General features: G+C 63.1%; 25 protein-coding genes. 13 read left to right on the forward strand and 12 right to left on the reverse strand.

What is annotated here, in order from left to right:
* Window positions 1-50: 50 nt before the first annotated feature.
* Window positions 51-1424: a rubredoxin gene (rd, locus tag V6X30_RS02910; RefSeq protein ID WP_367983137.1), complete on the reverse strand. Its 1374-nt coding sequence runs from the start codon at window positions 1422-1424 to the stop codon at window positions 51-53.
* A 3-nt stretch (window positions 1425-1427) separates the two neighbouring features.
* Window positions 1428-2525, reverse strand: a complete 1098-nt coding sequence (locus tag V6X30_RS02915) for an acyl-CoA dehydrogenase family protein (protein WP_367983138.1) — start codon at window positions 2523-2525, stop codon at window positions 1428-1430.
* Window positions 2526-2730: 205 nt separating this feature from the next.
* Here V6X30_RS02915 and V6X30_RS02920 point away from each other — a divergent pair, with 205 nt between their 5' ends.
* The 4 genes from V6X30_RS02920 to V6X30_RS02935 are packed head-to-tail and all read left to right on the forward strand — an operon-like array spanning window position 2731 to window position 6195.
* On the forward strand, window positions 2731-3531 hold the full coding sequence (locus V6X30_RS02920; RefSeq protein WP_367983139.1) for an ABC transporter ATP-binding protein: 801 nt from the start codon (window positions 2731-2733) through the stop codon (window positions 3529-3531).
* A gap of 19 nt (window positions 3532-3550) precedes the next feature.
* Window positions 3551-4807, forward strand: a complete 1257-nt coding sequence (locus tag V6X30_RS02925; RefSeq protein ID WP_367983140.1) for an ABC transporter substrate-binding protein — start codon at window positions 3551-3553, stop codon at window positions 4805-4807.
* The gene (locus V6X30_RS02930) at window positions 4804-5616 is read left to right on the forward strand and encodes an ABC transporter permease (protein ID WP_367983142.1); all 813 of its coding nucleotides are present in this window, start codon (window positions 4804-4806) and stop codon (window positions 5614-5616) included. Before V6X30_RS02925 ends, V6X30_RS02930 begins: the two co-directional genes overlap by 4 nt.
* Window positions 5617-5646: 30 nt before the next feature.
* On the forward strand, window positions 5647-6195 hold the full coding sequence (locus V6X30_RS02935) for an OsmC family protein (RefSeq protein WP_367983143.1): 549 nt from the start codon (window positions 5647-5649) through the stop codon (window positions 6193-6195).
* A 4-nt stretch (window positions 6196-6199) separates the two neighbouring features.
* Here the strand turns inward: V6X30_RS02935 and V6X30_RS02940 are convergent, their stop codons facing one another.
* Window positions 6200-6847 carry a class I SAM-dependent DNA methyltransferase gene (locus tag V6X30_RS02940; protein ID WP_367983144.1) on the reverse strand — a complete coding sequence of 216 codons (648 nt, stop codon included), beginning with the start codon at window positions 6845-6847 and terminating at the stop codon, window positions 6200-6202.
* Window positions 6848-6997: 150 nt separating this feature from the next.
* Here V6X30_RS02940 and V6X30_RS02945 point away from each other — a divergent pair, with 150 nt between their 5' ends.
* The gene (locus V6X30_RS02945; RefSeq protein WP_367978569.1) at window positions 6998-7384 is read left to right on the forward strand and encodes a DUF302 domain-containing protein; all 387 of its coding nucleotides are present in this window, start codon (window positions 6998-7000) and stop codon (window positions 7382-7384) included.
* Between the two features lie 19 nt (window positions 7385-7403).
* Here V6X30_RS02945 and V6X30_RS02950 read toward each other — a convergent pair whose 3' ends face one another.
* From V6X30_RS02950 to V6X30_RS02965, 4 genes are all read right to left on the reverse strand, one after another.
* Window positions 7404-7955 (reverse strand): histidine phosphatase family protein, encoded by a 552-nt coding sequence (locus tag V6X30_RS02950; protein ID WP_367983145.1) that lies wholly within the window; start codon window positions 7953-7955, stop codon window positions 7404-7406.
* Between the two features lie 94 nt (window positions 7956-8049).
* Window positions 8050-8559, reverse strand: a complete 510-nt coding sequence (locus V6X30_RS02955) for a hypothetical protein (RefSeq protein ID WP_367983146.1) — start codon at window positions 8557-8559, stop codon at window positions 8050-8052.
* Window positions 8560-8658: 99 nt separating this feature from the next.
* Window positions 8659-8883 carry a hypothetical protein gene (locus V6X30_RS02960; protein ID WP_367983147.1) on the reverse strand — a complete coding sequence of 75 codons (225 nt, stop codon included), beginning with the start codon at window positions 8881-8883 and terminating at the stop codon, window positions 8659-8661.
* Between the two features lie 17 nt (window positions 8884-8900).
* Window positions 8901-9425, reverse strand: a complete 525-nt coding sequence (locus tag V6X30_RS02965; RefSeq protein WP_367983148.1) for a hypothetical protein — start codon at window positions 9423-9425, stop codon at window positions 8901-8903.
* Between the two features lie 201 nt (window positions 9426-9626).
* On the opposite strand from V6X30_RS02965, the gene V6X30_RS02970 reads away from it, so the two are divergent.
* Entirely contained in the window at window positions 9627-9857 is a 231-nt protein-coding gene (locus V6X30_RS02970; protein WP_367966471.1) for a hypothetical protein, read from the forward strand.
* Between the two features lie 91 nt (window positions 9858-9948).
* Here the strand turns inward: V6X30_RS02970 and V6X30_RS02975 are convergent, their stop codons facing one another.
* Complete coding sequence (locus tag V6X30_RS02975) at window positions 9949-10410, reverse strand: phasin family protein (RefSeq protein ID WP_367983149.1); 462 nt, start codon at window positions 10408-10410, stop codon at window positions 9949-9951.
* Window positions 10411-10563: 153 nt separating this feature from the next.
* On the opposite strand from V6X30_RS02975, the gene V6X30_RS02980 reads away from it, so the two are divergent.
* Window positions 10564-10908 (forward strand): hypothetical protein, encoded by a 345-nt coding sequence (locus V6X30_RS02980; RefSeq protein WP_367983150.1) that lies wholly within the window; start codon window positions 10564-10566, stop codon window positions 10906-10908.
* 44 nt (window positions 10909-10952) lie between these two features.
* On the opposite strand, the gene V6X30_RS02985 is transcribed toward V6X30_RS02980, so the two are convergent.
* A complete protein-coding gene (locus tag V6X30_RS02985; RefSeq protein WP_367983151.1) occupies window positions 10953-11291 on the reverse strand; it encodes a tRNA-binding protein in 339 nt (112 codons plus the stop codon).
* Between the two features lie 245 nt (window positions 11292-11536).
* Here V6X30_RS02985 and V6X30_RS02990 point away from each other — a divergent pair, with 245 nt between their 5' ends.
* Genes V6X30_RS02990 through V6X30_RS03000 form a run of 3 tightly spaced genes read left to right on the forward strand, consistent with a single transcriptional unit; the run spans window position 11537 to window position 13586 of the window.
* The gene (locus V6X30_RS02990) at window positions 11537-12367 is read left to right on the forward strand and encodes a hypothetical protein (RefSeq protein ID WP_367983152.1); all 831 of its coding nucleotides are present in this window, start codon (window positions 11537-11539) and stop codon (window positions 12365-12367) included.
* A gap of 8 nt (window positions 12368-12375) precedes the next feature.
* Window positions 12376-12729 carry a copper resistance CopC family protein gene (locus V6X30_RS02995; protein WP_367983153.1) on the forward strand — a complete coding sequence of 118 codons (354 nt, stop codon included), beginning with the start codon at window positions 12376-12378 and terminating at the stop codon, window positions 12727-12729.
* Entirely contained in the window at window positions 12729-13586 is an 858-nt protein-coding gene (locus V6X30_RS03000; RefSeq protein ID WP_367983154.1) for a CopD family protein, read from the forward strand. The genes V6X30_RS02995 and V6X30_RS03000 overlap by 1 nt, the downstream gene beginning before the upstream one ends.
* 34 nt (window positions 13587-13620) lie before the next feature.
* Here V6X30_RS03000 and V6X30_RS03005 read toward each other — a convergent pair whose 3' ends face one another.
* Window positions 13621-14073, reverse strand: coding sequence for a methyltransferase family protein (locus tag V6X30_RS03005; protein ID WP_367983156.1), 453 nt, complete (start codon window positions 14071-14073; stop codon window positions 13621-13623).
* Between the two features lie 6 nt (window positions 14074-14079).
* On the reverse strand, window positions 14080-15795 hold the full coding sequence (gene ggt / locus V6X30_RS03010; protein ID WP_367983157.1) for a gamma-glutamyltransferase: 1716 nt from the start codon (window positions 15793-15795) through the stop codon (window positions 14080-14082).
* Between the two features lie 128 nt (window positions 15796-15923).
* Between ggt and V6X30_RS03015 the strand changes: the two genes are divergently transcribed.
* Window positions 15924-16511, forward strand: coding sequence for a YqiA/YcfP family alpha/beta fold hydrolase (locus tag V6X30_RS03015; protein ID WP_367983158.1), 588 nt, complete (start codon window positions 15924-15926; stop codon window positions 16509-16511).
* 1 nt (window position 16512) lies between these two features.
* Here the strand turns inward: V6X30_RS03015 and V6X30_RS03020 are convergent, their stop codons facing one another.
* The gene (locus V6X30_RS03020; protein WP_367983159.1) at window positions 16513-17259 is read right to left on the reverse strand and encodes an SIMPL domain-containing protein; all 747 of its coding nucleotides are present in this window, start codon (window positions 17257-17259) and stop codon (window positions 16513-16515) included.
* A gap of 149 nt (window positions 17260-17408) precedes the next feature.
* On the opposite strand from V6X30_RS03020, the gene V6X30_RS03025 reads away from it, so the two are divergent.
* Both V6X30_RS03025 and V6X30_RS03030 read left to right on the forward strand, forming a co-directional pair.
* Window positions 17409-17651, forward strand: coding sequence for a type II toxin-antitoxin system Phd/YefM family antitoxin (locus V6X30_RS03025; protein WP_367983160.1), 243 nt, complete (start codon window positions 17409-17411; stop codon window positions 17649-17651).
* Between the two features lie 47 nt (window positions 17652-17698).
* Complete coding sequence (locus V6X30_RS03030; RefSeq protein ID WP_367983161.1) at window positions 17699-18145, forward strand: hypothetical protein; 447 nt, start codon at window positions 17699-17701, stop codon at window positions 18143-18145.
* Window positions 18146-18151: the final 6 nt, after the last annotated feature.

The following is an 18151-nucleotide window of genomic DNA, read 5'->3' on the forward strand; positions in this document are numbered from 1 at the left end:
TGATCGCCTGGATGAACGGGGCCAGAGGGTAACCGATCGGGCCGTGGCCGTCAGGCTTTGCCGCCGAGCCACTGCTCGGCCCGTTTGCTGTCGGCCAAAGCCGGACCGCCCAGGGCGAATCCATCGCAGCGGTCGCCTGCGTAATGGATCCAGCGATCGCTATCCAGCTGGTGCCATTCCCCGGCTTCGATCGGTTCACGGACGGCAAGGGGATAAAGCGTGGTCTTGATGTTGATGGTATCCGGCGTCCCGTCATAGGCGGCATCGCCGCCAGTCAACGACGCCGCGATGATCTCCGCCTGACGGCGAAGAGCCCGGACGTAGGGCCGAACCGCACCCTGGTATTCAACGCAGTCGCCTAGTGCACGGATGAGCGGGTCGCTGGTGCACAGCTTTGAGTCGACAACGATACCACGCGAGGTCCGCAGTCCGGCCGCGTCGGCCAGTCCCGTGCTGGGAGCCAGACCCAGTGCACTGATTACGATATCGCCTTGCCAATGGCCGCCGTCGTCGAGGCGGGCGGAAAAACCCTGCTCGGGATTGCCCACCAGGTTCTGGATGGTTCGCCCGGTATGGATTCGGACATCAGCGAAGGCCAGATGCGAGCGTAGTGCCTCCGACGCTCCGTGCGGAATGAGTGATGCCAGCAGCCGGTCTGACCGCTCAACCAGGGTGACCTCATGGCCGGCAACGGTGAGGTCGTTGGCAAACTCGCAGCCGATCAGCCCGCCACCAATAATCAGCACCGACGCTGTTCTGTCATCAATCGTCGAGCGAAGTTGGCGGTAATCATTTAGCGCGTTTACGCTCATCGGCTGGCCGCTGCTTCCCGGTGGTAGCGGGAGTGGGCGTTGCGTGGCGCCCAGTGCCAGAATTAACTGCGCGTAGGGGACGCCACCCCTCGGCGTCAGCACCCGCCGTCGCTCCCGGTCGATGCATAGTGCGCGGGTGTGAGCCATTAATGTCACGCCGAGCCTGGCTGCCTGCGCTGTGCCATCATTCAGGATCAAGTCATCGGGTGTGAGCCCTTCCCCCGCCGCGGTCGAGAGTCGGGGCTTGGGGTAGAAGGCGCCATTGTCCGACGTGATCACCACAATGGCCCGTTCCGGGTCGGCGCGGCGCAATGCCTCTGCAGCCGCCCAGCCGGCCATGCCCGAGCCGATGATCACGGTCTGGGCGGCGTTCTCGGCGAGCCGGGGGCTTTGCGGCGCATTGGCCGGTCGCTCCTTGACTGCCTCTTCAAGCGGAACGAAGTCCGCCTTGCTGACGCCGCAGTCGGGACAGACCCAGTCGTCCGGAATGTCTTCGAATCGCGTTCCCGGTGCCAGGCCTCCGTCCGGGTCGCCCGCGGCCTCATCATAGATATAGCCGCAGACCACACATAGGTACTGGCGGTAGGGCATCTCGCTTTTACCCGCCGTCATGCCTCACGCCGCCTCCAGCCGGGCCAGCTCCTTGCGGATATGCTTGATCGCCGGCGTGACAATGGCAACGAAATACGACTCGCGCAATTTCCGCTGCACGGCGGAGTCTGCCAGGTAGCCGCGGGCGCCGGCGTGTAGCATTGCCGCCTGCGACGCCCTGAGACTCAGCACCGATGCCCGCTCCCGGACCTGGAGTACATCCCGGAACAAACGATCGTCGGATCCCGATGCAACCTCCTCGGCCAGGGCGTTCACGGCGCCCCGCAGGTCTTCGAGCTCCGTGCGTAAGGTATCCGGCTGCTCATCGAGGAATGCATTGACATGCGCATGCGTCCGGCTCATGTCTTCTATGATGTCGATGCAGGCCGCAATGACGCCGAGCGGCATACCCATCTGTAACAAGACGAACCCTGCGCGGATACGCGGCAGGAAGGCTGCGGCATCGTGGCTGATCACGTGATCATCCGGGATAAACACGTCTTTGAAATGGCATGCGTAGGTGCCGCTGCCCTCAAGCGCGATGAACTCGGCGCACTGTTTCAGGGAAAAGCCTGCCTGCGCGCAGTCGACCAGCGCCATGACGCGACGGTCGCTGTCAGGTTCGAGGAACACGGCGGCGAAGACATGATGATCGGCAAGGTTGGAGACCCAGGGCAGGGTTCCATTAGCGAGATAACCACCGTCCACCCGCCTGACGCGGATTTTAAGCTCCTCGATGGCGGCGACGTTTTTCATGCCATTGGAGAGCCCGGTGCCGCCCAGCAGCCGACCGCTTGCGACCGCTTCGAGCCACTTCTCCCGGGTCGCCGCCTCCTCGGCGTTGTCCAGGTACCAGGTCAGTGCGTCGTGGCACCAATGGCAAAAACCGGTCGACATGCAGACGCGGGACACCTCAGCCATGGCATCGATGGCACTCGCGAAGTCATGCCCTCCGGCCGCCGTGTGGCGGTTATAGAGCCCGTGATCGCCCAGTGTTCGCATGAACCCCTCGGGATAAAGCCCATCCCGATCAATCGTTGCCGCGAGCGGTGCAAGCTCCCTCGCGGCGAGTTCGCGGGGGTCACGCGTCCATACCTCGTCGAGTGCGTGTACCGATTCCATTGCTTATCTCTCTGAGCGGCTATGACAGCCCGAAGAGGCTAGAGGCGACCGCTCTGGGACGGAAATATCGAATCCGGCTAGCGATATTCCATATTGAGATATCCATCGCTTGTTTATAACGATATGCCGAAAAATTCGTTCCGATGCCGTAACCGGTTCCGTACCGTCCCTCCCCATTGGTCAAGCGAACGATAAGGCGCAGGTCTTGAGTATCAATATTCGTATCGCCGGCGTGTCGCACTGGTTTGCCTCGCCCGAGGACCCGGTGCTCGACGGGGTGAATCTCAACCTCGATGCCGGACAAACACTGTCAATCGTCGGCGAGAGCGGCTGTGGCAAGTCCACTCTGCTGCACATGATCGCGGGCATGCTGCAGCCACGGACGGGCCGGGTTTACGTAGGCGGGCAGCCGGCGCTGGCACCCAATCCGCGCTGGAACATCATGTTTCAACGCTCAGCACTCTACCCGTGGCTCACCGTCGTGAAGAATGTTGCGCTGGGGCTGGAGTTTGCTGGTATCCGAAAGGGCAGACGGGCTCGAGCCCTGGCGATGCTCGAGCGGGTGGGGCTTGCCGACCGAGCGGATGCGCACCCCCAGGACCTTTCCGGGGGACAGCAGCAGCGCGTCGCCCTGGCAAGGTCGTTGGTGGTCTCACCCTCCGTGATTCTTTTGGATGAGCCCTTCTCGGCGCTGGATACGTTTACTCGCAGCGACCTCCAGGCCGAGGTGCTATCGATCGTCGCCGAGCAGGGGATCACGCTGGTCCAGGTGACTCATGACCTGGACGAGGCGGTGATTATGGGCGACCGAATCGCGGTCATGGAGCGCCACCCCGGCCGGATTCACGGCGTGATCGAAAACCGCATGCCTGCCCCGCGGCAGCCCGGACGGCCCGGTTTCGCGGAAATGCGTGACGAGTTGCTTGCCGCGTTCGGTCGCGCGCGCCGAAACCCGTTGAGTACTGATACCCGGCCGAGCCAAGCGCCGGTCGCCGTCAATGCCTGATCAGTCAGAGGAAAGGAAGATGACAGAAGAAGACCCGACGGGGCGCGCGCAGAGTCAGTCGGATTGCGGCTGCAGCCGGGTGCTGACACCTGATTATGAGATTCGCGCTGGCCGGCGCCGGTTCATGCTTGATGGTCTTGCCGCCATGGGCGGCCTCACCGCCGCAATGACGCTGCCGGTGGGGTTTTCGCCGGCTCACGCGGAGACTCATCCTGTCCTGCGAATCGGTTACCTGCCGATTACCGATGCCACCTCGCTCCTCACCGCCTACGCGATGGGCTATTATCAGGATGAGGGCGTCCAGGCCGAAAAGCCTGAGTTGATCCGAAGCTGGTCGTCATTGGTAGAAGGCTTCGCACGCGACCGTTTCAACCTGGTTCATCTTCTCAAGCCCATCCCAGTATGGATGCGCTACAACAACGACTTTCCGGTCAAGATAATGGCCTGGGCGCATGTCAATGGCTCGGGGCTGGTCGTGGGCGGGCGCTCCGATATCGAAAGCTTCGTCGACCTTGGCGGGACGCAGATCGCCGTGCCGTACTGGTACTCGGTGCACAACACGCTCTTGCAGATGGCACTCCGCAAAGCAGGTCTGGAGCCGGTCATTCAGGCTCAGGAGGCACCGCTCGGCCCGCAGCAGGTCAATCTGCTGATACTGCCGCCGCCGGAGATGCCGGCGAGCCTTGCGGCAGGGCAGATTGACGGCTACATCGTTGCCGAGCCCTTCAATGCCGCCGGCGAGTTGCTGGCGGGCGGTCGATTGCTGCGGTTTACCGGCGATATGTGGGAAAACCACCCCTGCTGTGTGGTCTGCATGCATGAGCATCAGGTCAGCGCCAATCCGCAATGGACGCAACGGGTCATCAACGCTGTGGTCCGCGGTGCGCAGTATGCGCAGAATCACAAGGCGGAGGTCGCGGAGATGCTCTCGCGCGACGGTGAGGGGTATCTGCCGATGCCGGCAGAGGTGGTGCGCCGCGCCATGACGCACTACGACACGCCCGAATATCGGGAAACGGGCGCGGTTCAGCACCCGGATTGGGCGACAGGGCGGATCGACTTCTCGCCCTATCCTTATCCCTCGGCGACCAAGCGGCTCGTCCGGGAGATGAACCAGACGCTCGTCGAAGGCGATCAGACTTTTCTGAATGGCCTGGATCCTGAATTTGTCGCCGATGATCTGGTGGACTACCGATTCATCGACGAGGCATTGCGGCGGTATCCAGAGGCCGATTATCTGGGCAGTCGCAAACGTCGGGAGCGTCTGGCGCTGTGAGTGCGGCCCGTGGCGCAACACTCCCGCGGTATGCCGGCCTGATGCATTGGCTGCAGCGGATCGGCTATCCGCTTGCCGGTGCGGGAGGCCTGTTGTTCCTCTGGTGGCTTGGTGGCGTTTACATCGATGCGCAGCCCGATCTCTTCGCCTTCACGCGGTTTGCTCCCTCGGCCGCATTGCCGGCGGCGTGGCAGTTGCTCGTGAGCGGTGATCTGCTCAATGCCGCCGCGGCGAGTCTTCAGCGTATTGGTTGGGGGATGTTGATCGCGACGCTGATCGCTGTGCCGGTCGGCATCCTTGTGGGGCTCTCCGAGGTACTGCAACGCGCGACGTCGTTCCCTTTCCAGCTCCTGCGCATGGTAAGCCCGTTGGCGTGGATGCCGATTGCGGTGATGGTCTTCGCCACCTGGGACGGGGCGATCATCTTCCTGATTGTTATGGCTGCCATCTGGCCGGTGCTTTTCTCGACCGCCTTCGCGGTCCAGCGCATCGACCCCCTGCATGCCCGCGTGGCGCGCAATCTCGGTGCCTCCTTCGCGGGCCGGTTGCGACGCCTCATCCTGCCGGCCATCGCACCAGATGTCCTCGCGGGACTGCGGCTTGCGCTGGGCGTGGCCTGGGTGGTGCTCGTGCCGGCGGAATATCTGGGCGTGACCAGCGGGCTTGGCTACGCCATCAACGATGCCCGGGACATTCTTGCCTATGACCGACTCGCCGCTCTGGTCCTGTGGATCGGACTTATCGGTTATCTGCTGGATAGCCTCGTGGTCTTTTTCATGCGGCGTGTCGCATGGCGGCAAACCGCTTAATCACTCAGTACTGTCAAGGGAGACGATCCGATGAGTAGCGTTACCAACGAATCCACCACCAAGGCAAACCTGCGGCCCATCGATCGGGAGGGCCTCCTCGGTTTCGCCGAGAAAGGCCGGAACAACCCGGGAGCACGCGGCACGAACACGGTGCACACCGTGGTGGAAGGCCAGTACCGGACCATCAGCTATGTCCGTGGCCACGAGGTAGTCGTTGACGAGCCTCTGCATTTGTTTGGCGAGGACACGGCGCCTGCGCCGGCGGAGGTCATCCTTTCTGCGCTGGGGGGCTGCCTTGCCGTCGGAATCACTGCGGTCGCCACCTGGAAGCAGGTCTCCCTTAGCAAAGTTGAGCTCCACCTTGAGGGCGATATCGGCAATCCCGCGGCCTGGGGCGCCGGTGGCCACGAGCCATCGCCGGAGGAAATGGGCATCCAGGCCGTCCGCGTGCGCGTCGATATCGAGGGTGACGCCCCGCGGGAGACGTTGGACGAAATCGTCCAGCGGGCGAATTACTTCTCGCCCATCGGCAACACCATCCGCAATCCCATCGATTTCGAGATCAGTCTGCTGGATTGAGCCGCTAAGCCCGGTATGGCACCCGGTAGCTGCACATCTTGCAGGTGTTGCCTTCCTCGAGCTGGTAGGGCGTGTCATAGAAGCTCACCAGCTCCCATGCACCGGCCGTCTCCAGATCGAGCATGCGGCGACGGTAGCCATATTCCTCGTAGGCCCCTTCCCGAATGGTGAAGACGATCACGCCACCGGGGCGGACGATGCGCACCAACTCGTCGAAGGCATCGCCGGTGACATGGCCGTAGGTGAAGGTGCCGGTACACACAACCGCGTCATAGGCGTCGTCGTCGACGGGCAGGCGATGTTTCATGTCGGCCTGCATGCGTTCACCGTAAATCCCTTTACGCGCCGCCTGGGCGAGCATGTCCGCGGAGTAGTCGAGGGCGTCGATGTGGCGGTAACCCAGTTTGACCAGCTCCTCGCCCACCAGGCCGGTGCCGCAGCCGGCATCGAGGATTCGTGCGTCGGTCGAGCCACCCAAGGCCTCGTGGAGAGCCTTGGCCGTGGCAACATGAGCGACATAGCCAAACCGGTCCAGCAGGTCGCTGTCGTATTGGTCGGCCCAGTCGCGATAGGCGCTCATCAGCGCCTCGTGATCGGTGGCGTTATAGACCCGGTTGAGGATCTCCGTCTCGGTGATCTTGCGCTCGCTCATACCGCTCCTGTCTCAAGCTTCGATCGGACGACTGTACCGCGATCGTTTCAGGCTTTTCACGGGGTACCCCGCCTCGGTAACTTCTCCGCGGTCAGGTCCAGCGTGCCGCAGGTGATAGCATCCCAGTCCGCACCAATAATGGAGACAAGCATGTCCTACACGATTAACCGGGTCATCGAGGATGCCGATTTCGAGGCCGTCGATGAGCGCACCCGCAAGGCGCTTGCCGATCACAGCTTCGGCGTGCTGACGGAAATTGACGTCCAGGGCACCATGAAGAAAAAGCTGGACAACGACATGGCGGGCTATCGGATCCTTGGCGCCTGCAACCCGGCAATGGCCTGGGAGGCCATTGGCGTCGAGCCACGGGTTGGAGCGATGCTGCCATGCAATGTCATTCTGCGCGAGGTGGCCGAGGGTATTGAAGTCAGCGCCGTCGATCCGGTCTCGTCCATGTCCGGGATCGATAACCCCGAGCTTACAAAGATCGCCGGAGAAGTCCGGGACCGGCTGGCGGTGGTTGTTGAGGCGATCTGACCCGGCATGCGGCGCGGACTCAGGGCGGGAATGACCCTATGACATGCACTGAGCCGGTCTCATCGGGCCGGACAACGACACCCTCACCGGAGCGCACGCCCTGTCCGGTGATCGCCCGGATATTCACCTGGTGAGTCACAAGGACGGCCGGTGGGCCGTTGGCGAGCTCGCCAAGTAGGTGGCGCAGGTCGGAGACGATTTCATCGCGCTGATCACGGGCCTGGAAAAAGCTGTTCAGCCCCGGATGGGGTTTCGCCTCTGTCAGTGCCATCTCATCGGCCGTGTCCCGGCAGCGGCACCAGTAACTCGTGTACACAACGGCGTCTTTGAGGCCCTCGTCGCGGAGCTGCGCGCCAATGGCCCGGGCCTGCTGGCGGCCGTTTTCCGAAAGGTTTCGCTGGGTGGTGCAATCCGCCACATCGAATCCTGCCGGATCGCCAAATCCGGGCGCGATGGCATGACGAAGCAGCAGGACATGCCCATTTTCCCTGAGTGCTTCGAAGACGTCGTCGTCAGCCGCGGCGCTGGTGCTCACCAGCGCTGCCACTAATAAGAAGGCGAAGTATTTCATTGAAAGCCACCCGCCGTCGCTGCCTATGCCTGAGAGTGGTCATCATGCCAGAGCTCAGATTGCCGCGGGCGGCTTTCCAGATCCTCGCATTCGCCTACAGGCGCCCGATGTATTCCATCTGGTCGCGGGCGTCGGCGGGTACATCCTTGACCAATGCGACCCTGAGCACTCGGCCACCTTCACTGTCCAGGCTGACCTCATCGCCGAGTGCGACATCGATCGAGTCGGGTCTGAGGTTGTACATCGCGCCCGTCATCGGGTCGACGACCAGCCAGCCGATCAGGCCCCCGAATACGAGATTTCCTGCGACATACCATCCGTTTGGACGGGATTCGATGAGAATCTCCCGCGATTCAAATCCGGTCTTGCTGACATCCACCGTGTAGGTTTTACCGCCGAAATAACTGCCGTCGGACTTTTTGAGCTGGACCGTGACCGGTGTCTCGCCGGAATGGATCTCTTTGCTACGCTCATCGGTAATGGTTACCTGCGCGTCATCCGGCGTACTGTTGATGGTGACCGCCTGTTCCCGTTCGCCAACGATGGAGGCGCAACCGGTCAGGATCGCCGTGAATCCAATGGCGGTGAGTGAAAGTGCTCGCATTGCCTTTTCCCTGGATCGCGAATGAAGTCTCCAGGGTAGGCGGTAGCAACGACGGCTCGCGTCGGAAGAATCACCCAGCAGTATGGGCTCGCCTGGACCTCAATCATCCCTTTGGGTCCCGCCCTTGATGAAATCCAGAAGCCGGCTCACACCCCAGGTCATCAACAGCAGGATCGCGCCCATAAGAGCCGATCCGTCGATCAGCATCCACACCCCTGTGATGGCCAGCATCAGCATCACGAGATACCAGAGCATGATCCAGAAGGCTTGCTGCAGTAGCAGGTAGACCAGTCCGACCAGGGCCAGTACGGCGATCCATTGCATGGCGACGCCCTTTTCCCTCAGTAACGGAAACTCAGGCCCAGACTGCCACCCAGTTCCGTATGCGCCCCGGCAATGATGCCCATGGAATGGCTGACTGGCAGGTGGTAATAAACGCCGGCGTCGGGCCGGATGACGTTGTCCTCGTTCTGCTTGTAGAGCCATCCGGTGATGTCGGAGCGGGCGATCTCGCTTTCCTCGTAGAACGTGAATCCGCCCGCAATCCAGAGCGAGCCATAGCGGCCGGGGAGCAGGCGATAGGCCACATCAAGGGAAATCAGGCTGCCGATGCGTTTCTTGCCGAGTTCGGTGTAATCAGAGTGGGGCACGGGATAGTCCCGGATCTCGCTGTCCGAATAATCACTATCGAAAACGGCACCGATGATGAGCCCCAACTCATCGCCCATCAGCCCGGCGTAGGCACCGCCTTCCCCATCGGCATCAGCTCCGCCCACCCAGACATCTGCGGCCGCCGTATTGATGATCGCCAGTGCCATGGAGATCGCCAGCATGATGATTAAGGGCAGCCTGAATGTGACCTGCATGATCCGGACTCCCGAGTGCTTGATTGAGCCTCGAGGAGATCATGCAGCCGCGACAGTCTGCGTCGGGGCGATTCCAGGATGGACTGGCCGGCGCTGACCGCGGAGGCTGCTGGCTGCAACGGGTTCACGGCGATAAGCTGATGGCATGTGGACTCAATGCGAAATTCCGCTGGCCCGTCCTGTCAGCTTTCGGAGGGCATCGTGACATCGCTCATCTATAACCGCAGCGTCTGGCTGGCGCTGCTCCTGGGTGTCCTGGGCGGTGTGCGCATCTGGGTCATGGCCTCCACGGGTGTCGCCGCTTTGCCGCATATCCTGGCGGCACTGACCCTCCTCATCCCCGGGGTTTTCTTTGGCGTCGCGCTGCGCAGCCCCTGGCCTGCCGCGGCCGGCCTGCTGGGCGTGGTGGTGATCGAGCTGTCGTTGTCGTGAGGGCCTGATCTGGCGCCGGCCAAAAAAAACCGCCGGTCGGTGACCGGCGGTTTGAGTACGCCGGACTAAGGCCCGGCGGGATGAGGCCGTTTTAGCTGGCCTTGGCGGTCTTCGCGGTCTTCTTCGCGGCGTTGACCGTCTGGGTCGCCGTGTCAGAAACACTCTGAACGCTGGACTCGACGAGCTTGCGGGTCTCGTTGACGAAGTCCTGGTTCATTGCGACGACCTTCTCGGCATCACCCTTGACGCGCTCGCCGAGGTCCTTGGCGACAGCCTGCTGCTTCTCGGCGTACTGCTGAAGGGCTGCGGTGTCCTTGATGTCGAGCATGGCGCGGGCCTGCTGCAGACCAAGCTCGTTGTAGGTCCGTGCCGCTTCCATCTGCGCGTCAATCAGCTTCTCGGCATAGTCCATGGCCAGCTTCGCGTAGTCGCGCGTCGGCGCCATGAAAAGCTTCTCGGCCTGCTCGCTGTACTTGGTAAACATCTCGTTGTTCATCATGAAGTCGTTCATCGTGTTGTCCTCATCGGATTTGCTGCATGTGAAGACGGCCATCTCCGTCTTGTTGCAGTGCAATATATCAAGCACGATTGTGCGGCGCAACAATTTTTTTCAATGCGTTGTCAGCGACCGGCGTCGTCGGATGTGTTCCAATCCTCCAGTCGACCGGGAACCCGGACAACCTCTACCAGACAGGATCGCAATCTGATGCCCAAACAGACCATTGTCTTCGGTGTGCTACTGATCATCCTCGGTGTCGGCGCCTACCTCTTCTCCGGCAGTCAAACGGCGCTTATGCCTGCGTATCCGGGTATTCTGCTTGCGGTTCTGGGTGCGCTCGCAGGCGCTTTTCAGAATGCCCGGCGGCACTGGATGCATGCAGCCGCAGCGGTTGCGCTGCTGGGTGCCCTTGCGCCGGCGTCCGCATTAGTCGTGAGAGCGGCGCAGATGAGTCCGCTGGCGCTGTTGGTCAACGTGGGGATGCTGGGGCTTTGCGCCGTATTGCTGGTGCAGATGATCCGCTCGTTCATTGCCGCGCGCCGGTCCGCCTGATCTCAGACCCGCCGCGGGTCGATGCCTCGAGGCTCATCAGCCCATCAGATAAGGCGGCTCCCGTTGGGTACGACGATATCGGGGCCGCAGAGCACGATGGCCCCGTCGTCACGATGGAATCCGGTGACCAGGCACTCGGACATGAATGGCCCGATCTGCTTGGGCGGGAAGTTGACGACTGCAAGGACCTGCCGGCCCATCAGGCTTTCTGGGTCGTAGAGGTCGGTGATCTGCGCGCTCGACTTGCGCTCGCCTATCTCCGGGCCGAAGTCGATGCGCATTCTCCAGGCGGGACGCCGGGCCTCCGGGAATTCCTCGACACCAATGACGGTGCCGACCCGCAGCTCCACGCGGGCGAAGTCTTCGAACTCAATAGTCTGCATGCGGGCGGTCTCGGTGGCGTGGACGGGTTAAAGACTAATCAGGGCGGCGAGGCGTCACAAGTGGACAAAGCCGGACCAGACGCCAAGGCCTTGACGCGTAGGACGCAGAGCAGAGCGCTGCCACTGCTATCATTACCGACATGTGGATCCAGCGCGAAATACAGCTTGCCCGTCCCCGCACGCTGGTGCTCACCCTCTCGGGTGATCGTCAGCGGACCGATTCCGACTGAAGCGGCGCGCTCGAATTGTCTCAGTACGAACGGCTCATCGCAGAGGGCGCGGTCCTGCGCCGACAGCAGATGCTTTTTCTGGGCGTGCCCACCTTCTTGGTCGCCGTCGCGGCCTATGCGCTGTCAAAAAGTCCTGCCGATGGACTCCTGTCGATCGTACTGGCGCTGGTGCTGACACCGGTAAGCGTCCATGCGCTGCTGCTGTTGGGCTCAGTGAGATATCGGGTTGCATGGCGGCGATCGTGTCAGGTTCGCGCCGAACGGGCTCGGCTGCGGCAGGCGTTGGCCGAGCGCTTTAACGCCTTCCGCGTCCGGGCCCGCGGTGAATCGTTCAAGAAGGCTTATGGTCTTGCCGGGCGCGATATCCGTAGCCTGGAGGAGGCCCTCGCCGTCGGCATGCACCGCGAGCGGCGCGAGGTTTTCGTCACCGCTTTCATGCGATCCGGGGTGGTCGTCCGTGTCACCGCCTCGATCGGCTCCTCGTACCGGTGCCGGCCGGCGGATGATCCGGCGAAGTGGCGTGATCACATCGACCGCCTGCGGTGCGATGAAATACGCCAGTACCACAATCACCCCGTTTACGAGGGCAGCACGACGCCCTCCGCCGGCGATATCCGGACCAGCAGGCAGTTCGAGAAATTGCTCGGCGCGCATGCCTCGAAGCTGCGGTCGTTCATTATCTGCTGGAACCGCGTGGGTGAATGGCGGGTCATCGAGTATGACGCCCGGGGTGGTCACTGGATGCATGATGCGTTTGATATCGCCCGGCAACACGCGGGGTTGAGTGACGAGCGCGGCGGGTCAAAACTGTCGGCCCGGGCGCGAAATCCCATGAGTCACCCATGAGGTCAGTGATGAGAACACTCGCAGCGCTTTTAATCGCAGTGGCGATGGCATGGAGCCCGATGGCGTTCGCCCATTCCGAGCAGCGCGCCACCGTGCCGGCGGATGGGGCGGAGCTGGAGACGTCGCCGCCGGCGATCGAGATCGGTTTTGATGACCGGATGCGGATCATCAGCGTCGCGCTGACCAGTGCCGCCGGCGAAGCCTATGACCTTGAACCGCGCAGCGGGCGGTCCGCTTCCGACACGCTGCGCGTGGATCTGCCCGAGCTGCCGGCGGGCGACTATCGCTTCGAATGGCGCGGTCTGGCCACGGACGGACATGCCATGTCCGGTGAGCTCGGGTTCTCAGTGATGGGCAATTAATGCTGGACGGGCTGGCCGTCGTCGTCCGCGCCGTATTCTACGCCGGTGCGCTAGTCGCGGCCGGCTCGGTGCTTTGCCTTTGGCTGCTCTCGACCCTGCCCGCCGCGGAGCGGGAGAGACTGCGGATGCTCACGCCGATTGCCGGGCTCGTGGCCCTTGTCGCGGCCGGGTCGGGTGTGGCGCTGGAGGCAGTCTTCCTGGCGGGGAATGATTGGGGCGCTGCACTGGATACAGAGCTCATCGGGTTCATTCTGGACGGGCCAAAGGGGCTCTCGCTAGCCGTTCTCGTTGCGGGGCTGATCCTGAGCTCGCTCATCTGGCTCCGGCGTCTGGCGGCCGACTGGCTGGCGCTCGCCGGTGTATTCGCCATCGCCATCAGCTTCGGGCTTACCGGTCATACCTGGACCGCACCGGACATCCTTCTGAATGCCCTTGTCGCCTTGCACGTCTTACTGCTCTCGTTCTGGCTGGGTGTTTTTGTCCCGCTCTACCGGATGAGCCGAGGGGATCCGCTGCGGGCCGGTGCGGTCGCACATCAATTCGGACGTCAGGCGGTCTGGGCCGTTGCCGGGCTCGCGGCCGCCGGGCTGATCACCCTGCACCAGCTGACGGGCGGGCTGCTCGCTGCACTGGCAACGCTCTACGGCCAGATCTTCGCGGTGAAGCTTTCGCTCTTCGTGCTGGTCATGGGCTTTGCGGCCTATAACCGGCTCAGGCTCACGCCGGCGCTGCTGTGCGGCGACCCGGCGGCCCCGGGCCATCTGCGCGCCTCCCTGGTGCTCGAGTCGGGACTGCTTCTTGGGATTCTGCTCGTGACCGCCACCGTGACCACGGTGACAGGGCCGGGCGCATCTTGATGATCACCTGGTCCCCGCACTCACGGGTGCCGCCCTATAGCCAGCGGCGCGTCCGGCGGCAGTAAGCCCGGTAATCTTCGCCGAACTTCGTGGCGAGGGCCTCTTCCTCGGGCCGGATCTGCCAGACGGTGAGGGCAACGGTGAATGCGGGCAGCATCACGAGACTGGCGACGTTCCCGAGCCACAGGATCCAGGCGAACAGCAGCAGCGCATCGGCGAGGTAGATCGGATTGCGGCTGCGGGCATAGGGCCCCGTGGTGATGAGGTGCCGGGTCTGCTCCGGATGCATCGGGTTGATGGTGGTGTGGGCGCGGGCAAACCAGATCGCGGAAATCATCATGACCGCCACGCTAAGCCCCGCGAGGATGACGGCCAGCGTTGCCTGCCCGGACAACTCGAGGCGCGCCGATGGCCACCATCGATCGATGGCCCAGGCGCCGATACCGGCCAGTAGCAGGAGGAGAGGGGGTGGCAGACGCGTGCTCATAGCCCGCTACTCTGCCCGGGATGACGGCCGTGCCCGACCGACCGTCCCCTCCCGGCGCGGATCGGCGGCGCCGCGGATTACGCCATTGGGTAGATGCTCGATGCCATGCAGTCCGCTGGTCATGGAATCGACCTCGATCTCATGGCCCAGCGCCTCCAGGCCGGGGACCAACGCTTCGGCGTCGGTATCGGCCTCGATCTCCGTCCTGCCATTGCGGTTGACCATATTCCCCGCCTCGATCGCCGCTTCAACGCCACTGTCCTGCATCAGCACATCGGCAACGCGCTGTGCGACATAGCCAATGATGCGTGTACCCCCCGGTGAACCGATGATGAGGCGCGGTTGATTGTCGGCATCGAGCGCAATCACCGGCGACATGGAGGACAGGGGGCGCTTGCCGGGCTGAACCCGGTTCGGATGAAGTCGTCCATTCGCCGCACGGGGGTCGAAGCGAAAATCCGTGAGCTGATTGTTCAGCAGAAAGCCGTCCACCATCAGACGGGAGCCGAAGGGCATCTCGATCGAGCTGGTCATCGAGACGGCATTGCCATGGGTGTCGAGCACACTGAAATGACTGGTCGAGTGATTGATGCGTTTCGCCTCGCTCATGGCGCTGTCCGGGTCGTTCAGGCCCGGGGCCGCCTTACCCATCGATTGCGTTGGCGATATCAACGCCGCGCGCTCGGTCAGATAGGGCTCACTCAGCAGGGTCGCGACGGGGACATCAACGAAGTCGGTATCGCCGAGATATTCGTTTCGATCCGCAAAGCCGAGACGCGACGCCTCAAGCAGCAAGTGCGCCCAGGCCAGCCGGGTCATGTCCTCGGTCTCGGCGCTCGCGATCTCCATCAGGCGGAGGATCTGTAAAACCGTCATGCCACCGCTGCTTGGCAGCGGCATGCCGCAGACCGATTCGCCCGCGATGGATCGGCAGACCGGCGCTCGCTCAACCGCCCGGTAGTCCGCCATGTCCTCGCGCGTGAGCTCACCCCCGTGGGCCTGCACCGTTGCCACGATCGCATCGGCAATCGGGCCCTCATAAAAGGCATCTGCCCCGTGGTTGGCGATCTCTGTGAGGGTTTCCGCAAGGGCGGGGTTGGTCAGTGTCATCCCGGCGCTGACGGGCTCGCCATCGGGGAAGAAATACCCTGCCATCGGCTCGAACGCATCCAGTGGCAGGTCAATGCGCAGCATTTCGGCCAGGCGGGGTGTGACCTCAAAACCCGTTTCGGCCAGGCGGATGGCCGGCTGAAAGAGTGTTTTCCATGGCAGTCGGCCATGTTCCTCGTGGGCCAGCTCGAGCATGCGCAGGGTGCCGGGTACGCCCACCGATTGCCCGCCGGGGACCGCATCGAGGAAATCCATCGGCGTGCCGTCTTCGGTGAGAAAATGGTCGGTTTCCACCGCCGAAGGCGCCGTCTCACGTCCATCGTAGGCCTGCACTTCGTCCGTTGCGTTGTCGTAGTACAGCAGAAAGGCCCCGCCGCCAATGCCGCTTGACTGCGGCTCCACCAGGGTGAGTACGGCCTGTATGGCGATTGCCGCATCAATGGCGGCGCCGCCGGCCTCGAGCACCTCGACACCCGCCGCCGTGGCCAGCGGATGGGCCGCCGCAACCATCCCGGGCTGCGGTCTCTCGTCGGCCTGAGTCGTCGCCGCGACGAGCAGTAAGCTGCAACACAGAAGGATGAGGCGCCAGGCGGTAAGGGGTGTTGCGGTCATAGGGGCCACCAATCAATTACCGGAGCCGGCCGGCAGGTTGTCCGTGAATCAGCTGCTAGCGTCGCGCACTCATGTTGCTCGGCGCAACGGGCGGACAGGACGGTGGTGGGCAGGGCACAATGCATCGCATGACGCTAGATATCGAACTGCAGTACCTGCACGGCTTCAACTCCGCCGCGCTCGAGACGGACACAAAGGTCATCGAGCTGCGGCGCCGGTTTACCGTGCGGCTCATCAACTACAACAGTTTTGCGCCGAGGGATGCCATCATCGAACAGCTCGAGGCGGCCACGCGAGCGCAGGGCCCGGTGGCGTTCATCGGCACATCACTGGGCGGCTACTACGCGGCGGTCATGGGAAAACGCCACGGTTGCCCGTCGGTTATGATCAACCCCAGCACGGATCCCCATTGGGGTCTGAGTCATTACCTGGATCAATGGCTGCCAAACCCCAAGCTACCGGATCTCCCCCCGCGCCGGCTGACGCCGGAGGCCGTGGCGTCCTACGCCGGGCAGGCGCTATCGCCGGACCCGGACGACTACGCCATCCCGCCGAAGCTCATTGTTGATCGGGCGGACGAGCTGCTGGATGCCGACGCCACGCTGCGGGCGTACGGAAGGCTCGGTGACCCCCTGGCGTTCGAGGGCGGTTCGCATCGCTTTGAGCACATGGCCGAGGCACTCGGGCCGATACAGGATTATCTCTCCCGCCGTTGATTCACGCTGAGGGCGGCTCGAGGAAAAAGACCACCGTCACCCGGGCATGGTCGGTCACGGTATCGGGCTCGATTGAGGGTTCGCGTGTCGCATCATCTGGCCCGGTGGCGGCGAGCGTCGCCGAGCGCATCGGACGGGGCGAGGGTGCACTCACTTCGTGGATGCAGAGCGCCTCGCCAATGGACTGGCCGAGTGCGTCGGCCATGGTCTCCGCCCGGGTCCGGGCGTTCCTGATCGCCGCGGCGAGGGCCGGATGAGCATCCGCGCCGCCCTCGGGTCGCGCCGTGTAGTTCTCGAGCGACAGCGAATCCGGTTCGGCATCGGTCAGCGTCTGCATCCATGCGCCCGCCTCGTCCACCGGCACATCGGTGAGACGAAGCATCCGCGTTGCCACAAAGCCGGCAAGGGTCCTGTCCCCATCGTCATAGCGCCACTGCGGGGTGATTGAGGCGTTGGCGGCCACCAGGCGCATGGGCTTTTCCGTGCGTGCGCGCAGGCGGTCGAGCAGTGGTCCAAAGCGTGCCTCGAGGGCATTGCTGGCCGCGGCGCTTGTCTGGGCGCGCTCCACAAAGCGGGCATGAATATCGACATGGGTGGCCGGGCGTTCGGTCCGTGCCTCGCCCTGTGCCGTCAGCGTTGTGACGTCATCGACGCACTGCGTGGCGGGCTGGGCATGCACGGCGCTTCCGAGGCCGAGGAAGGCGGCGACGGCGAGCCAGAAGCGATGACGGTAGTTGATGCGATGCATGAGACCGGTGCCTTTCCGTGACGCTGATAGCGCTTATCCTCGTGGGGTGCGGGCCGGGACGCAAGGCAGGATTGGAAATTGCCTAACGGCCCATTTGCCGTACTCGTGGAATAGCGCACAATTGGGCGTCCATACGTGAGGAATGCGTCATGGCGGGGATTACAGCAACTGAGGCGCGCAGCAGGCTTTCTCAATTGATTGAGGAGACCGCCGAGTCCCATCAGCCCGTTATTATTACGGGCAAGCGAAACAGCGCCGTCCTGGTTTCCGAAGAAGACTGGTCTGCAATTCAGGAGACACTGTTCCTGCTTTCCATACCCGGTATGCGGGAATCCATTCATGAGGGAATGGATACCCCGGTGCATGGATGCGATGCAGGAGAGCCACTATGAATGACCAGCTGCGGAGGCCATGATGACCGTAGACAAGACCGGCCGGAATGATCCATGCCCGTCCAGCGCGCGCCATGCTGTCCGCCATGGGGCAGCGGGAACTCTACCCCCAGCTCTTCCGGACCTACGTCACCGAGTTCAACTGGGCATACCAGGACGGGTATCCGGAAGTGCCTTTCGTGCAGCAGGCCTGGGGATTCACCGCCTATCTGCTTCATCTCGAGGGGCACCGGCAGCAACCCGCCACGTTTTACGCCGATGCCTTTCACCGGGCGTTCCCGGCGATCGACCACGAACTCGAAGACGACCTCCTGTGCCGCTCGCCGGAGGAGCTCTTGCGTAGCCTCTACACTCTACGCGTGCTGGAGCGTTTCGCCGATTTCACGGGCATTGCCACGGTCCGGCATGAGGGCGATGACATCCTGACCCGTCCGCAGACAACTACGGTGCAGGCGGCGCCACTGCTAGGCAGGCTCATCAGTTTCAGGTCCTGACGGAGA

The organism is Spiribacter sp. 1M189, from assembly GCF_040838345.1.
In the GTDB taxonomy this organism is placed as follows: Bacteria; Pseudomonadota; Gammaproteobacteria; order Nitrococcales; family Nitrococcaceae; genus Spiribacter; species Spiribacter insolitus.

Bases quoted from the DNA above. Each gene is read 5' to 3' on its own strand.
- rd (WP_367983137.1), bottom strand. From the start codon at position 1,424: ATGACGGCGGGTAAAAGCGAGATGCCCTACCGCCAGTACCTATGTGTG.
- V6X30_RS02915 (WP_367983138.1), bottom strand. From the start codon at position 2,525: ATGGAATCGGTACACGCACTCGACGAGGTATGGACGCGTGACCCCCGC.
- V6X30_RS02925 (WP_367983140.1), top strand. From the start codon at position 3,551: ATGACAGAAGAAGACCCGACGGGGCGCGCGCAGAGTCAGTCGGATTGC.
- V6X30_RS02935 (WP_367983143.1), top strand. From the start codon at position 5,647: ATGAGTAGCGTTACCAACGAATCCACCACCAAGGCAAACCTGCGGCCC.
- V6X30_RS02940 (WP_367983144.1), bottom strand. From the start codon at position 6,847: ATGAGCGAGCGCAAGATCACCGAGACGGAGATCCTCAACCGGGTCTAT.
- V6X30_RS02945 (WP_367978569.1), top strand. From the start codon at position 6,998: ATGTCCTACACGATTAACCGGGTCATCGAGGATGCCGATTTCGAGGCC.
- V6X30_RS02950 (WP_367983145.1), bottom strand. From the start codon at position 7,955: ATGAAATACTTCGCCTTCTTATTAGTGGCAGCGCTGGTGAGCACCAGC.
- V6X30_RS02955 (WP_367983146.1), bottom strand. From the start codon at position 8,559: ATGCGAGCACTTTCACTCACCGCCATTGGATTCACGGCGATCCTGACC.
- V6X30_RS02960 (WP_367983147.1), bottom strand. From the start codon at position 8,883: ATGCAATGGATCGCCGTACTGGCCCTGGTCGGACTGGTCTACCTGCTA.
- V6X30_RS02965 (WP_367983148.1), bottom strand. From the start codon at position 9,425: ATGCAGGTCACATTCAGGCTGCCCTTAATCATCATGCTGGCGATCTCC.
- V6X30_RS02975 (WP_367983149.1), bottom strand. From the start codon at position 10,410: ATGGCCGTCTTCACATGCAGCAAATCCGATGAGGACAACACGATGAAC.
- V6X30_RS02980 (WP_367983150.1), top strand. From the start codon at position 10,564: ATGCCCAAACAGACCATTGTCTTCGGTGTGCTACTGATCATCCTCGGT.
- V6X30_RS02985 (WP_367983151.1), bottom strand. From the start codon at position 11,291: ATGCAGACTATTGAGTTCGAAGACTTCGCCCGCGTGGAGCTGCGGGTC.
- V6X30_RS02995 (WP_367983153.1), top strand. From the start codon at position 12,376: ATGAGAACACTCGCAGCGCTTTTAATCGCAGTGGCGATGGCATGGAGC.
- V6X30_RS03000 (WP_367983154.1), top strand. From the start codon at position 12,729: ATGCTGGACGGGCTGGCCGTCGTCGTCCGCGCCGTATTCTACGCCGGT.
- V6X30_RS03005 (WP_367983156.1), bottom strand. From the start codon at position 14,073: ATGAGCACGCGTCTGCCACCCCCTCTCCTCCTGCTACTGGCCGGTATC.
- ggt (WP_367983157.1), bottom strand. From the start codon at position 15,795: ATGACCGCAACACCCCTTACCGCCTGGCGCCTCATCCTTCTGTGTTGC.
- V6X30_RS03015 (WP_367983158.1), top strand. From the start codon at position 15,924: ATGACGCTAGATATCGAACTGCAGTACCTGCACGGCTTCAACTCCGCC.
- V6X30_RS03020 (WP_367983159.1), bottom strand. From the start codon at position 17,259: ATGCATCGCATCAACTACCGTCATCGCTTCTGGCTCGCCGTCGCCGCC.
- V6X30_RS03025 (WP_367983160.1), top strand. From the start codon at position 17,409: ATGGCGGGGATTACAGCAACTGAGGCGCGCAGCAGGCTTTCTCAATTG.
- V6X30_RS03030 (WP_367983161.1), top strand. From the start codon at position 17,699: ATGATCCATGCCCGTCCAGCGCGCGCCATGCTGTCCGCCATGGGGCAG.